General features: G+C 71.4%; 10 protein-coding genes. 6 read left to right on the forward strand and 4 right to left on the reverse strand.

All coding sequences use genetic code 11. From position 1 onward, the window contains the following. The first annotated feature begins 5 nt into the window (after positions 1–5). Positions 6–152, forward strand: coding sequence for a hypothetical protein (locus tag AAHG03_RS10640; protein WP_342150624.1), 147 nt, complete (start codon positions 6–8; stop codon positions 150–152). A gap of 271 nt (positions 153–423) precedes the next feature. Here the strand turns inward: AAHG03_RS10640 and AAHG03_RS10645 are convergent, their stop codons facing one another. Genes AAHG03_RS10645 through AAHG03_RS10655 form a run of 3 tightly spaced genes read right to left on the reverse strand, consistent with a single transcriptional unit; the run spans position 424 to position 3,134 of the window. Further along, complete coding sequence (locus AAHG03_RS10645; RefSeq protein WP_342150625.1) at positions 424–1,740, reverse strand: Gfo/Idh/MocA family protein; 1,317 nt, start codon at positions 1,738–1,740, stop codon at positions 424–426. Positions 1,741–1,776: 36 nt separating this feature from the next. Then, the gene (locus AAHG03_RS10650; RefSeq protein ID WP_342150626.1) at positions 1,777–2,619 is read right to left on the reverse strand and encodes a phosphatase PAP2 family protein; all 843 of its coding nucleotides are present in this window, start codon (positions 2,617–2,619) and stop codon (positions 1,777–1,779) included. Beyond that, positions 2,616–3,134 carry a 2'-5' RNA ligase family protein gene (locus AAHG03_RS10655; RefSeq protein WP_342150627.1) on the reverse strand — a complete coding sequence of 173 codons (519 nt, stop codon included), beginning with the start codon at positions 3,132–3,134 and terminating at the stop codon, positions 2,616–2,618. Before AAHG03_RS10655 ends, AAHG03_RS10650 begins: the two co-directional genes overlap by 4 nt. Positions 3,135–3,243: 109 nt before the next feature. Here AAHG03_RS10655 and AAHG03_RS10660 point away from each other — a divergent pair, with 109 nt between their 5' ends. Further along, positions 3,244–4,188 (forward strand): alginate O-acetyltransferase AlgX-related protein, encoded by a 945-nt coding sequence (locus AAHG03_RS10660; RefSeq protein ID WP_342150628.1) that lies wholly within the window; start codon positions 3,244–3,246, stop codon positions 4,186–4,188. Between the two features lie 244 nt (positions 4,189–4,432). Here the strand turns inward: AAHG03_RS10660 and AAHG03_RS10665 are convergent, their stop codons facing one another. Continuing rightward, entirely contained in the window at positions 4,433–7,792 is a 3,360-nt protein-coding gene (locus AAHG03_RS10665; RefSeq protein ID WP_342150629.1) for an SEL1-like repeat protein, read from the reverse strand. A gap of 440 nt (positions 7,793–8,232) precedes the next feature. Between AAHG03_RS10665 and AAHG03_RS10670 the strand changes: the two genes are divergently transcribed. The 4 genes from AAHG03_RS10670 to AAHG03_RS10685 all read left to right on the forward strand — a co-directional run bounded on the left by AAHG03_RS10670 (position 8,233) and on the right by AAHG03_RS10685 (position 14,293). Next, entirely contained in the window at positions 8,233–10,023 is a 1,791-nt protein-coding gene (locus AAHG03_RS10670; RefSeq protein ID WP_342150630.1) for an acyl-CoA dehydrogenase C-terminal domain-containing protein, read from the forward strand. A gap of 161 nt (positions 10,024–10,184) precedes the next feature. Beyond that, complete coding sequence (locus tag AAHG03_RS10675) at positions 10,185–11,393, forward strand: acetyl-CoA C-acetyltransferase (RefSeq protein ID WP_342150631.1); 1,209 nt, start codon at positions 10,185–10,187, stop codon at positions 11,391–11,393. A gap of 120 nt (positions 11,394–11,513) precedes the next feature. Then, positions 11,514–11,999 carry a DUF2059 domain-containing protein gene (locus AAHG03_RS10680; RefSeq protein WP_342150632.1) on the forward strand — a complete coding sequence of 162 codons (486 nt, stop codon included), beginning with the start codon at positions 11,514–11,516 and terminating at the stop codon, positions 11,997–11,999. Between the two features lie 89 nt (positions 12,000–12,088). Further along, positions 12,089–14,293, forward strand: a complete 2,205-nt coding sequence (locus AAHG03_RS10685) for an FAD-dependent oxidoreductase (protein ID WP_342150633.1) — start codon at positions 12,089–12,091, stop codon at positions 14,291–14,293. Positions 14,294–14,338 lie beyond the last annotated feature (45 nt).

Raw genomic sequence — 14,338 nt, forward strand, 5'->3', positions numbered from 1 at the left:
GTTGCATGAACCCCGTCGCTGTCGCGACCATGGTCGGCATCACGCTCGGCTTCTTCGGCCTCGTCGCCTACGCGCTGACGGTCGGCGAGGCGTGGCTGCTCGCGGTTCTCGCGATCGTCGCCATCGCGCTGTTCGTGCGCTGGGGGGAGTAGGGCGGACGCTGTCCGGTTGATCGCGTCGTTTAGCGCGCATCCCCTCGCCCCGCTTGCGGGGAGAGGGCCGCGACGACCTCGTCGTCGGCGCGGCGAGGCGGCAGCCGAAGGTGAGGGGGCGGTTCAGGGCGAGCTTCTTCCGGACACGCCCCCTCACCGCCGCTCCGGCTTCGCCTCCGCTTCCTACATGGACGACGAGGTCCATGCAGGCCTCTCCCCGCACAGCGGGGAGAGGGGGAATGCGGCTCGACCGAAGCGATTCATCCGCCCCCTACTTCCCCTCCTCCAAAGCCGGCCCCCGCGTCGCGTCCAGCCCCTCCTTCGTCCCGGCGAGCGGGCCAACCTTCACGGGCGCGCCGGTTCGGGCGGCCTCGTAGATCGCCTCCATCAGGATCATGTCCTGCAGGCCCTCCTCGCCGGGCGTGCGGGGCGCGCGGTCCTTCAGGATGCACTCGGCCATGTGGTCGAGTTCGAGCGCGAACTGGTTCTTGGGCGTCAGCACCGGTTGGTCGCGCTGCACGTGGCTCCCCTCGCGATGCGCGATGGTGAGGCGCTGGCCGCGATAGGCGAAGGCGTTGTGGAGTTCGAAACTGCCGTTGGTGGTGTGCACCCTGAGTTCGCGGCTCTCGTGGACGCCGTAGCTGGTGCCGCATTGCGCGATCACGCCCGAGGGGAAGCGGAGCGTGAAGGCGACGCTCTCCTCCACCTCCTTGAAGCGCGGGTCGTTCTCCGGCGTCGAGACCTGCGCCTGGACCGAGACCGGCTCCTCGCCGATGAGCGCCCGCACCCCGTTGAGGCAGTAGAGCCCGATATCGGGCAGCGCCCCTCCCCCCGCGAGCGCCCGGCGCAGCCGCCACTGCTCGGGGAGCGCCGTGGTCTGGCCGTTGAACGCCTCGATCATCTTCACCCGGCCGAACTCGCCGGAGCGGGCGAGCCGCACGACCTCGCGGTTGAACGGCTCGTACTGGCAGCGATAGGCAATCATCAGCTTGACCCCCGCCTGTCGGCAGGCGTCGATCATGGCCCGCGCCTCGCCCGAGGTGTTGGCCATCGGCTTCTCGCACAGCACGTGCTTCCCCGCGCCGGCTGCCGCCAGAACGTGGTCGCGGTGCAGGCCGTTCGGGGTGACGATGTAGACCGCCTTGACCGCGGGATTGGCCTTCAGCCGGTCCCACTGGTCGTAGGAATAGACCGCGTCCTCCGGGATGCCGTACTGGCGCGCCGTCAGCTTCGCCTTCTCGGCTGAGCCCGACATCAGCGCCACGGGCCGCGCCTTCTTCGCCTCGCCGAAGGCGGGCAGGATTTCCTCCAAACTGAGGCGCCCGAGGCCGACGATGGCGAAGCCGACGCGCTCGCCCGGCGGCATCGGCGCGGGCGGCGGCGGGGGCGGGGCGTCGCCGGAATCGCGCCAGTTCGGGAACACGACGCGCTCGCCCTGCACCGCCCCGGTATCGGCCGGCACCGAGGGGCCGGGCGGGCCCGACCCTTGCGCGCTCGCCCGCGTCGCGAGGCCGAGCGCCGCGCCGGTGAGACCGGCGCTCCCCGCCGCCAGGAGGATGCGCCGGGAGAGTCGCAGATCGTCGTTCATGAGGCCTCGCCTTCGGGATAACGAGGCCGGAACGCCTCACGCGGGCGGGACGGTTCCCTTCGCCGTTCCTTCGCTCATCCCCGCGGCGACCTTCTTGTCCGTGGTCGCGGCGGTGGGGGCCGGGTCCTCGACCTCGCCGCGCCGCTGGAGCTGGAGCGCCACGAACCAGCAGAGCGCCGCCCAGGCGGCGCCGACGCACCAGCCGGCCACCACGTCGCTCGGCCAGTGCACGCCGAGATAGACCCGGCTGATGCCGACGCAGATCGTCATGACGATGCCGAGCGTCAGCAGCAGCGCCTTGACGCTGCGCCGCGGCTCCAGGCGGGCGAGCAGCGTGGCCAGCGTCAGGTAGGCGATGGCCGACATCATCGCGTGGCCCGACGGGAAGCTCGCCGTGAACACCTCCATGCCGTGCGGCACCAGATCGGGCCGGGGCCGGTGGTAGAACAGCTTGAGCACGGTCGAGACCGCCTCGCCGCCGCCGATGGCGGCCAGCACGAACACCGCGATCCGCCTGCGCCCCGACAGGGCGAGGTAGATCACCGCGGCGGCGGTGAGGAACACGATCGTCACCACGCTGCCCCAGCCGGTGATGTCGCGCATCGCCTCCTCCAGCCAGGCCGGGCCGATCGGGTCGGACAGGTCGGCGGGGTTGCGCAAGCTCAGCAGGATTTTGCGGTCGAGCGCGGCGGTCGAGCCCTCGCCGACCTCGTAGGCCAGCGCGAAGAAGGCGTAGCCCAGCGTGCTCACGACGAGCAGCGAGACCAGCGGCCCGACCTCGTTGAGATGGAGCCGCAGCCAGAAGGCGGTGGAGTGGCGCCACAGGGTGCTGCCGCCGCTGCGGGCGAAATCGGGCAGGCGCGAGGACGTCCGGGTCATGCCGCGCCTCCGAAGGGGATCGTTGCGAGCCGCTCCCAGGGCCCGCCGAGATAGCGCCACAGCAGCACGCCGGGCGCGCGGAAGCGCGAGGGCGCGAAGCCGTGGGCGAGGCTGGCGTGCAGCGCGCGCGCCGTCTCGGGCTTGACCTTGTTCTGCACCGTCACGTGCGGGCGCCAGCCCTGCCGGTCCTGCGCCGTCAACGCGTCGCGGAACGCCCCCGCCACCCGGCCGCGGAAGGCGGCGAGCGGCTCCGATTCGAGGCTGTAGGCGACGCCGCGCCCGGTGAAGCGCACGCCCGTCACCGCGACCTCGGGAGCCGGCTCAGCGCGGGCCAATGCCGTCACCGTCTCGATCACGGCGTCCGCGTCGTCGCCGGGCAGGTGGTGGAACAGCGTGGCGTGGGCCGGGATGTGGTTGAGCTTCTCCGGAAAATGGCGCCGCCGCAGGCCGTCGAACTCGGCGAAGGCGACGGCGTCCATCTGCAGCGTCAGGATCAGCGGATCGGGCTCGGGCAATGCGGTTCCTCGGCGTGTGCGCCGGGGAGATGTGGCGCGGCGGCGTTGCGGTTCCAGCTGTGGCTCTCTTACGCTGTTCAGAGCCGAGCGCGACGATTAGACAGCCGCCATGGCCCGCAGGAACCGAGAGCTCGTCCACCGGGGGCGCGAGGGATGGCTGTTCCTGATCGGGGGCACCAACGGCGTGCTCGACCAGTACCGCCGCACGCTTGCGAGCTGGTGGCATCTGCGGCGCTGGGCGCGGCTGATCGAGGCCCGCACCGCCCGCGCGCAACGGCTCGGCATCCGCGCCGTCCACACCATCGTGCCGGAAAAGCTCTCGGTCTACGACGACCGCACCCTCGATCTCGCCTACGACCCGCGCTTGTCGCCGGCCCGGCGCCTCGCCCGCCGGCTCGACCGGCTCGGCGGCTTCGTCGATCTCGTCGCCCCCTTACGCGCCGCCCGCGACGGCGCCGTGCCGCTCTACCGGCGCACCGATTCCCACTGGACCTACGACGGCTGCCTGATCGGCTACCGCGCCCTGATGCGCGCCTGCAGCGCCGTGCCCCCGCCCGACATCGCAGATCGCCCCCGCTTCGAAACGGAAGGCCTGTGGGATCTCGGCGACAAGCTGCCCGACCGGCCCCGCGAGACGGTGACGAACTGGGCGGTTTTGCGCGACGCGTCCCGCGCCTATGCGAGCCCCCTCGTCGAGGCCTACGAGGCGGCGGGCCGGGCCGGCGACCTGCATGTCGGCGCCCACGTGATCTATAAAAATCCCTCGCCCCACGCCGACCCGCGCACGGTGGTGCTGTTCGGCGATTCCTATGCGCATTACGCGCCGATCCTGCTGACCAGCCTGCTCGCCGAGTCGTTCCGCGAACTGCACGTCGTCTGGTCGTCGAGCCTGGACTGGGCCTATATCGAGCGGGTGCGGCCCGACATCCTGATGGTCGAGATGGCCGAACGCTTCCTCGCCCGCCTGCCGGACGACCGCTTCGACCTCACCGCCTTCGAGCGGCCGGAGATGGAGAAGCCGGCGCATCGGGCGGAGGCGGCGCCGGTGGTGTGAGCCCTATCCGTTTACCCTCTCGGGTGCCGCTGCATTCCCCTCTCCCCGCACGCGGGGAGAGGCCTTCATGGACCTTGTCGTCCATGAAGGAAGCGAAGCGGCGGTGAGGGGGACTCGACGGAAGAGGCTCCTCCGGAACCGCCCCCTCACCCCCAGCTGCCGCCTTGTCGCGCCGACGACAGGGTCGTCGCGACCCTCTCCCCGCACGGCGGGGTGAGGGGATGCGCGGTGAACGCCGCGTTCCTTACACCCCCGCCCGCTTCTGGAAGGAATTCGGGTTCGGCAGGTTCGGCGAGGGCGCGCCGAGGAGGGAGGTGGGCGCGGCGGCCTGCATCTTCGTGGCCGGCGCCTCGTTGGCGGCGGGATCGACGGGCTTGGGCTTGAAGCCCGCCACGATCTCGCGGGCGCGGGCGAGGTCGGCGGGGCCGAGCTTTCCGGCCACCTCGTCGCGCTTGCGGCCGGCCTCGTCGTCGCCCTGCGCGGCGGCGGTCGAGAACCAGAGATAGGACTGGACGAGGTCCTGGCTCACGCCGAGGCCGCGGGCGTAGAGCACCGCGAGGTTGTACTGGCTGTCGCGCACGCCGTGCTCGGCGGCGCGGCGGAAGGCGAGGGCCGCGGTGGCGAAGTCGGGCCGGCCGTTGGCCGCCGGGTTCTCGGCGTGCAGCACCGCGAGGTTGTGCATGGCCCGCGTGTTGCCCATGTCGGCGGCCCGGCCGTACCACGACTTGGCCTGGCCGAGGTCGCGGGTCACGCCCGCGCCCTTCTCGTAGGCGTTGCCGAGCTTGAACTGGGCCGGGGCGTAGCCGGCGCTGGCGAGCCGCTCGTAGAGCTTGGCGGCGACGGCGAGGTCGCGGGTCACGCCGCGGCCTTCCGCCTCGCGGGCGGCGAGTTCCCAGATCGCGGCGCCGTCGCCGTCGAGCGCCGATTGCTTCAGCCCGGCGAGCGCGGCCGGCACCCCGGCGAGGTCCGGGGCGAGCCCGGCCATGGAGGCGACCTGCGGCGGGCCGGCGGGCCGGGCCGCGCGCGGCGCGGGCTCCGCGAGCGACTGGGTCGTGGTCGGGTCGGCGGGCACGGCTCCCTGCGAGGGTAGCTTGCCCGGCGCGGCGTTCGGCTCGGCGGGCTTGGTCTCGGCGACCTTGGCCTCGGGCGCCTTGGTTTCAGGGGCCTTGGCGGCCTCCGGCGCGGCGGCGACGGCGTTGTTGCTCGGGGCGGCGGCCTCCTCGGGGGCCGGGCCGCTGCCGCTGACTTGGAACGCCTGATAGGCGCCGAGCGCCAGCACCACGGCGGCGAGGCCGAGCAGCAGCGTGCGGCGGCGCTTCTCGACGGCGCCGCGCACCCGCGACGGACCGCCCTCTGCGGCCTCCGTGGGCTGCGCGGCGGCGCGGGCGCCCCCGCCCATCCGCTCGCGCAGGCGGGTGGCGAGCGGCGGCTCGCTCTCGGCCTCCGCCTGCGCGGCCTGAGCCGCGCGGCGCGCGGCGGCGATGAAGCTGGTCTTGATGTCGGAGCCTGCCGGAGCGGCTGCGTCAGCCGCCGCCGGACGCCCCGGAGCCGGACGGCCGGCGCCGGGCTCCAAGAGTTCGTCGGCGCCGAGGATCACCGCGTCCTGCACATCCTCGGGGCGCGGCCGGGCGGCGCCCACTGGCGGGGTCGGCATCGACGCCGTGACCTTGGGCGCGGGCGCCTTGGGCAGCGCGCCCTTCGGCGCGGCGGGCCGCTCCTGCGAGGCGCGCGGCGTCTTGTCGGCGACGGTCTCGGCGAGCGGCAGTTCCATGGCGGCGGCGATGGCCGCCGCATGACCGGCGCGCGCCGGCGCGGCGGCGGCCATCGCGCTCGCCGAGGTCATGGTCGCGGCGGGCGCCCGGTCGAGCTGGTCGCTCAGGCGCGACAGCAGCGCCTGCACGCCCTCCATCGTGGCGTGGAGGCGCTGGTCGGAGGCGCGCTGGTGGTCGCGCATCTCGGCGAGGTCCGCCCGCAGCAGGCCGAGCGCCGCGTTCGAGGCCGCGTCCGGCGCAGCCCCGGTGAGCGCATCCTTGATCGCCGCGCGGGTCGCGCGCTCCAGGGCGGCTTCGAGGTCGGGCCCGGCCTTGGCGGGCGCGCCGTCCTTCAGGGCGGTGACCTGGGCGACGAGTTCGCCCATGGTCCGCTCCAGGCGGCCGAGCGCCGGGTCGGTGGTCTTGGGCGCGTCGAGGCGGTGGGCCAGGGCGACGACGTGCTGCTCCAGCGCGTCGAGGCCGCGGCCGTCGGTGTTCACCCGATCGACCTTCTCGGCCAGCGTCTCCAGCATGCCCTGGATCGAGGAAAAGTCCTTCGGGGCGGCGGGCTGCTGGCGCAGGTTCTCGCCCAGCGTCTCCAGGCGGCCGATCAGGTCGCCGACGGGGTTGGCGGCCGGGTTCTCCGTGGCGTCCTTGGCCGCGCGGTCCATCCGGTCGGCCAGCGCCTCGAACCGGCCGAGCAGCATCCGCGACTCCTCCGGGCTCTTCAGCTCGCTGCGGATCTCTTCGAGCAGCGGCTTCAGGGCCGCGACCTCGGACTCGCTGCCGCGCTGGAGCTGGGCGATCTGCGCGCTGATCGCCTGCACGCCCTGCGCGAGGCTCTGGATGCGCTCCGGCCCGGCCAGCGCGGCGATGAGGCGGCGAATCTCGTCGAGTTCGCCGAACACGGTGTCGAGCGCGCTCTGGTCGGCGAAGCTCGGCGCGGCGCCGGAGATCGCCCCGTCGACCTTGCCGGCCAGCCGCTCGACTTCGCCCACGACGCGGGCGTGGACGTTGGCGGCGACATCCTCGGCCAGCCGCTCGACCTGCACCCGCATCAGCTCGATCGGCGCGGCGATGGCGGCGAAGTCGCCGGGCTCGCGCGCCCGCTGCATGTCGGTGACGAGCGCCCGCATGGCCTGCTCCAGCGCGCCGACGTCGCGGCCGGTGGCGAGCCCGCCGAGCGAATCGCGCAGGCGCGTCGTCTCCTGCTGCAACTCGACGATGGCCGGCGACGGCAGGGCGGCGGGCTCAGCGGAGCGGGACGCTTCGGGAAGCGCGGCGGGGCGGCCCTCGCCGCCCTCCTCCAGCTCGCGCTGGCGGCGGCGCACCTCGGCCACCGCGTCGCGCATCTCGCTGGCGAGCGGCTTTCCGCGACGCCCGAGCGGGCGCGGCGTCGAGAGCTGGCCGGCGATCTCGCCCATGCGGCGCTCGATCTCGGCGAGGCGCCCGGTCAGGCCCGCGTCCGAGGGCTCGGTCGGAGCCTCGGACGGTTGCAGCTTGGCGGCCAGCCGCGCTTCGATCTCACCGATCATCCGCGCGGCGGCGTCGCGGGAGGCTTCGCGCTCCTCGTTGAGCGAGCGGTCGAGGGCGTCGAGCCGGGCCATCATCGCGGCGAGCGAGGCATCGACCGGGGCCGTCGCGGGGGCTTCCTGGGGTTCCGCTTCGGCCTGCGCCGGGGCGGCTTCCGGCGGGGCCTCGGAGGGCTTGCCGCCAGCCGTGACCTGCGCCGGGCCGGCCACCGATTCGATCCAAGATTCCAGCGGGACGCCCGCCCGTTTGGCGACCTCGCGGGCGGCCGCGAGCACCTCCGGGTCGAAGCTGTCGATGCTGATCGGGGCGGTCTTGCTCATCGCACGGAGATCCGGTTTCGGCAGCGTCCGGGGGCCCGGCCGGGCGCTGCCCCCTCCGGCGAGGGAGGGGGCGAGGATCGGAACGGTTGAGCAGACCTTTAACAATCTTGGTAAATGGCCGGTTAAGAGGCGGTGATGCACGGGGAAATCGTCGCTCGACCGACCCACCACTGTCATTCCGGGGCGCCGAAGGCGAACCCGGAATCCACCCGTGATGCGCGGCTACAAGGCGTCGCGGCCAGTCGTGGATTCCGGGTTCTCGCCTTCGGCGAGCCCCGGAATGACGGTGGTGTGTGTTCCAGCGACGCTTCACCAATCCGTGTTTGAAATCGGGGAAACCGCGACCGGCTCTTGCGCCCCTCCAGCGAGATAGTTTACATATGAACTATCGGCGGAGCCCCGCGTGGTCCGCCTTAAGATTCATGCGGGAGGCTGACGCGATGCCGAGCTATCGGGCCCCGGTCGAGGACACGCTGTTCCTCCTCGAAGACGTCCTGGCGATCCACCGCTACGACAACCTGCCGGGCTTTTCCGACGTCTCGTCGGACGTGCTGCAGGCGGTGCTCTCCGAGGGCGGCAAGCTCGCGGGCGAGGTGCTGGCGCCGCTCAACCTCTTGGGCGACCGCGAGGGCTGCACCCGCCACGCCGATGGCAGCGTCGTCACGCCCAAGGGCTTCAAGCAGGCCTACGACGCCTACGCCGCGGGCGGCTGGATGGGTCTGTCGGTGCCGGAGGAGTTCGGCGGCCAGGGCCTGCCGCACGTGATCAACACGGCGATACAGGACTTCGCCTCGGGCGCCAACCTCGCCCTGAGCATGTATCCCGGCCTGACGCAGGGCGCGATCGCCGCGCTCCTCGTCCACGGCTCGCAGGCGCAGAAGGAGACCTACCTGCCCAAGATGGTCGAGGGCGCCTGGACCGGCACCATGAACCTCACCGAGCCGCATTGCGGCACCGATCTGGGGCTCCTCAAGACCAAGGCGGTGCCGAACTCCGATGGCTCCTACAGTCTGTCGGGCACCAAGATCTTCATCTCGGCGGGCGAGCACGACCTCAGCGAAAACATCGTCCACCTCGTCATCGCCCGGATCGAGGGCGCGCCGGCGGGCACCAAGGGCATCTCGCTCTTCGTCGTGCCGAAGTTTTTGGTGAACGAGGACGGCTCGGTGGGCGAGCGCAACGGCGTGTCCTGTGGCTCGATCGAGCACAAGATGGGTATCCACGCCAACTCCACCTGCGTGATGAACTACGACAGCGCCAAGGGCTGGCTCGTCGGTGAGGCGAACCGCGGGCTCAACGCCATGTTCGTGATGATGAACGAGGCGCGCCTCGCGGTGGGCGTCCAGGGGCTGGGCCAGTCCGAGGCCGCCTACCAGAACGCGGTGGCCTACGCCCGCGAGCGGCTCCAGGGCCGCGCCTTGACCGGTGCCAAGAACCCCGAAAGGGCCGCCGACCCGATCATCGTCCATCCGGACGTGCGCCGCACCCTGATGCAGATCCGCGCCTTCAACGAGGCGGCCCGCGCGCTGGTGCTGTGGACGGCTTTGCAATCCGACATCGCCCACCGCTCGCAGGACGCCGCCGAGCGGCAGACTGCCGACGACCTCCTCGGCCTGATGACCCCGGTGGTGAAGGGCGTGCTGACCGACCGGGGCTTCGCCAACGCGGTCGAGGCGCAGCAGATGTTCGGCGGCCACGGCTACATCGAGGAATGGGGCATGTCGCAGTTCGTGCGCGATGCCCGCATCGCCATGATCTACGAGGGCGCCAACGGCATCCAGGCGATGGACCTGATCGGCCGCAAGCTGCCGAAAGACGGCGGCCGGGCGATGATGGCCTTCCTCACCGAGGTCCAGACCTTCATCAAGGACCATAACGAGGACGAGGCGATGAAGCCGTTCGTCGCGCCCCTTCAGCCCGCGCTCAACGACCTCCAGGCCGCGGTGATGTGGCTGATGCAGAACGCCTTCACCAAGCCCGACAACGCGGGCGCGGGCGCCACCGACCTGATGCATCTGCTGGGCAACGTCGTGCTCGGCTACATGTGGGGCAAGATCGCCAAGGCGGCGCTCGCCGCCAAGGCCGAGGGGCGCGACGCCGAGCGGATGGACGCCAAGCTGGTGCTCGGCCGCTTCTTCATGGAGCGGACCCTGCCGGAGACTTCGCTCAGGCTCGCGCGGATCAAGGCCGGGTCGGAGACGACCATGGCGCTGGCGGCGGAGGCGTTTTAAACGCATGGCTCCTCTCTCCTCCCCCTTGCGGGGAGGAGCCGGAGGTGGGGGTGGTTCAGGATGAGGCGCCCCGGTGCCTTCTGCACCACCCCCACCCCTACCCCTCCCCGCAAGGGGGAGGGGAAAGCCGCGCGGATTGAGACGGACACGAGGAAGCGCACATGCCCGAGGCCTACATCTACGATCACGTCCGCACCCCGCGCGGCCGCGGCAAGCCGGACGGGTCGCTGCACGAGGTGACGGCGCTCCGCCTCGCCGAGACGGCGCTCCGCGCCCTCAAGGACCGCAACGGCCTCGACACGGCGCGCGTGGACGACGTGATCCTCGGCTGCGTCGATCCCGTCGGCGAGGCCGGCGGCGACATCGCCCGCGCCGCGGCACTTGTGGCCGATTACGGCACCCACGTGCCGGGCGTGCAGATCAACCGCTTCTGCGCCTCCGGCCTCGACGCGATCAACTTCGCCGCCGCCCAGGTGATGGCCGGCCAGCACGACATGACGGTGGGCGGCGGCGTCGAATCGATGAGCCGCATCGGCATCGGCGCCTCGGGCGGGGCGTGGCCGGTCGATCCGGCAATCGCCGTGAAGTCGTTCTTCATGCCCCAGGGCATCTCCGCCGACCTCATCGCCACCAAGTACGGCTTCTCCCGCGACGCCTGCGACGCCTACGCCGTCGAGTCGCAGAAGCGCTCGGCCAAATCCTGGGCGGAAGGGTTGTTCAAGGATTCGGTCGTGCCCGTGCGCGACATCAACGGCATCACGCTGCTGGACCGCGACGAGCACATGCGGCCCTCCACCGACATGCAGTCGCTCGGCCAGCTCAAGCCCTCCTTCGTCCAGATGGGCCAGATGGGCGGCTTCGACGCGGTCGCGGTCGATGCCCATCCGGACGTCGAGGCGGTCGATCACGTCCACCACGCGGGCAACTCGTCGGGCATCGTCGACGGCGCGGCGGCCGTGCTGATCGGCTCGCGCGAGGCCGGCGACGCGGCGGGCCTCAAGCCCCGCGCCCGCATCCGGGCGTTCGCCAATATCGGCTCCGATCCGGCGCTGATGCTGACCGGCCCCGTGGACGTGACGAAGAAGGTGCTGGCGCGCGCCGGCATGGACCTGTCGGACATCGACCTGTTCGAGATCAACGAGGCCTTCGCCTCGGTGGTGCTGCGCTACCTCCAGGCCTTCGACCTCGACCCGGCCCGGGTGAACGTCAACGGCGGCGCCATCGCCATGGGCCATCCGCTCGGCGCCACCGGCGCGATGATCCTCGGCACCGTGCTCGACGAGCTGGAGCGCACCGGCCGGGAGCGGGCGCTGGTGACGCTCTGCATCGGCGCCGGCATGGGCACCGCCACGATCATCGAGCGCGTGTAAGGGAGGACGGGCGGCGCCGCGCCGCCCTGCCATCCTCTATCAAACGCTGCTAAGGGCCTCCCACGCCGCGCCCTTTCCTCACCGGGCGCGGGCCAAGACCGACACGGGAGACACGCCACGATGAAGACCAAGATCGCCGCCCTGAGCCTCGCCGCCGCCCTGGCGCTACCGCTCGGCGCCCGCGCCGACGAGGCCTCGGACAAGCTCGCGGTCGCCAAGACCCTGACCGAGAAGACGGTGCTGAAGAATCTCGACACCGGCTTCGGCGGGGCGCTGGAGAAGACCGTCTCGACCATGCCCGAGGACCGCGCCGAGACCGTGCGCAAGGAGGCCCGGGCCGAGTTCGACAAGCAGCGCGGCGAGCTGCTCGACGGCCTGTCGAAGCAGTACGCGGAGAAGTTCAGCCTCGACGAGCTGAAGCGCCTCGAGACGATCTACGAGGACCCGACCTACCAGAAGTTCCAGACCGTCAACGCCGACCCGAAATCCGAGGTGAACCTGCTGTCGCAGGCGGTGGTGACGCGGCTCCTCAACATGCTGACGCTGGCCGCCGCGAGCGACCAGAAGGGCGGCGCGCCGGGCGGCATGCCGATGCCGTCGAAGTAAGGACCGATTGGGGCGCCGGTCCGACCGGCGCCCGAAGCCCGCGCGGGCGGTGGCCCGGCGAGAGCCCGAGGAAGAGCCGAGGACGAGCGATGAGCGAGACTGCGAAGAACTTTCGCTTCGAGGTCGATGCCGACGGCATCGGGCTCGCGACCTGGGACATGCCGGGCCGCTCGATGAACGTCATCACCATGGCGGTGATGGACGAGCTGGAGGCCATCGTCGACACGGTGGTCGCCGACGCGGGCATCAAGGGCTGCGTCGTCACCTCGGGCAAGCCCAACTTCTCGGGCGGCGCCGATCTCACCATGCTGCAGGGCCTCGGCGTCGAGTACGAGCGCCTCAAGGCCAGTGCGGGCGAGGAGGCGGCCATGCGCCACTTCTTCGAGGAATCGCGCCGGCTCAGCCTCGTCTTCCGCAAGCTCGAAACCTGCGGCAAGCCGTTCGCGGCCGCCGTCCAGGGGCTGTGCCTCGGCGGCGCGTTCGAGCTGGCGCTGGCCTGCCATCACCGGGTGCTCGCCGACGACGACAAGACCCGCGTCGGCCTCCCCGAGATCAAGGTTGGTCTCTTCCCCGGCGGCGGCGGCACCCAGCGCGTCGCCCGCCTGATGCAGACCGGCGACGCGCTGCAGATGCTGTTCAAGGGCGAGCAGCTGCGCGCGCTCATGGCCAAGAACATGGGGCTCGCCCACGAGGTCGCCCCGGCCGCCGAGATCGTCGAGCGGGCGAAGGCCTGGATCAAGGCCGGCGGCTCGGCGCTGGCGCCGTGGGACGTGCCGAAGTTCAAGGCGCCGTCCGGAAAGGTCTACTCGCCCGCCGGCATGATGATCTGGCCCCCGGCCAACGCCATCTACCGCCGCGAGACCCACGACAACTACCCGGCCGCGAAAGCCATCCTGGCCTCGGTCTACGAGGGCCTGCAGCTGCCGATGGATCTGGGCCTGCGGGTCGAGAGCCGCTACTTCGCCCACATCCTGCGCACCAAGGAAGCGCAGGCGATGATCCGCACCCTGTTCATCTCCATGGGCGAGATCAACAAGGGTGCCCGCCGCCCGAAGGACGTGGAGCCCTCCAAGATCGGCAAGGTCGGCGTCGTCGGCGCGGGCTTCATGGGCGCCGGCATCGCCTACGTCACCGCCCAGGCCGGCATGGAAGTCGTGCTGCTCGACCGCGACCAGGCGGCGGCCGATGCCGGCAAGGCGCATTGCCACAAGCTCATCACCGGCCAGATCAACCGCGGCAAGGCCAAGACCGCCGACCGCGACGCGTTGCTCGCCCGCATCACCGCCACGCCCGACTACGCGGCGCTGTCCGACTGCGACCTCGTGGTCGAGGCGGTGTTCGAGGACCCGGCGGTGAAGGCCGAGGTGATCGGCAAGGTCGAGGCGGCGCTGCCCGCGCACGCCATCTTCGCCTCCAACACCTCGACCCTGCCGATCTCGGGGCTCGCCAAGGTCTCGCGCCGCCCCGAGCAGTTCGTCGGCATCCACTTCTTCTCGCCTGTCGAGAAGATGCTGCTGGTCGAGGTGATCCGCGGCACGCAGACCGGCGACCGTGCGGTGGCCACCGCGCTCGACTACGTGCGGGCGATCAAGAAGACCGGCATCGTCGTCAACGATGCCCGCGGCTTCTTCGCCAACCGCTGCGTGCTGGCCTACGTGCACGAAGGCCACAAGATGCTGATGGAGGGCGTGCCGCCCGCCATGATCGAGAACGCGGGCCGCATGGCCGGCATGCCGGTCGGCCCGCTCTCGCTCAACGACGAGGTCGCCCTCGATCTGGGTTTAAAAATCCTCAAGGCCACCGAGGCGCAGCTCGGCGCCTCCGCGATCGACCCGGACCAGAAGCGGCTGCTGACCGAGATGGTCGAGAACCGCGGCCGGCTCGGGCGCAAGAACAAGCGCGGCTTCTACGACTACCCCGAGGGCGGCCAGAAGAAGCTCTGGCCCGGCCTGTCCGAGATTCAACCGAACCGCCTCGACCCGGATTCGATCGATGTCGAAGAATTGAAGCACCGCTTCCTCGTGGTGCAAGCGCTGGAGGCCGCCCGCACGGTGCAGGAGGGCGTGATCACCGATCCGCGCGAGGCCGATGTCGGCTCGATCCTCGGCTTCGGCTTCGCCCCGTTCACCGGGGGCGCGCTGTCCTACATCGATTTCATGGGCGCGGCGGCCTTCGTGGACCTCGCCCGCGCGTTGGAGGCCAAGCACGGCCCCCGCTTCACCCCGCCGGACAATCTGGTCGCCATGGCCGGCAACGGCGGGCGGTTCTACGATGCGTTGAAGCGGGCGGCGTAAAACCGTCTTGACGGTGTGAGGGCCGCTCGCGATCTTTCCATCGGC

Origin of the sequence: Methylorubrum subtropicum (assembly GCF_038442325.1) — a bacterium.
In the GTDB taxonomy this organism is placed as follows: Bacteria; Pseudomonadota; Alphaproteobacteria; order Rhizobiales; family Beijerinckiaceae; genus Methylobacterium; species Methylobacterium subtropicum.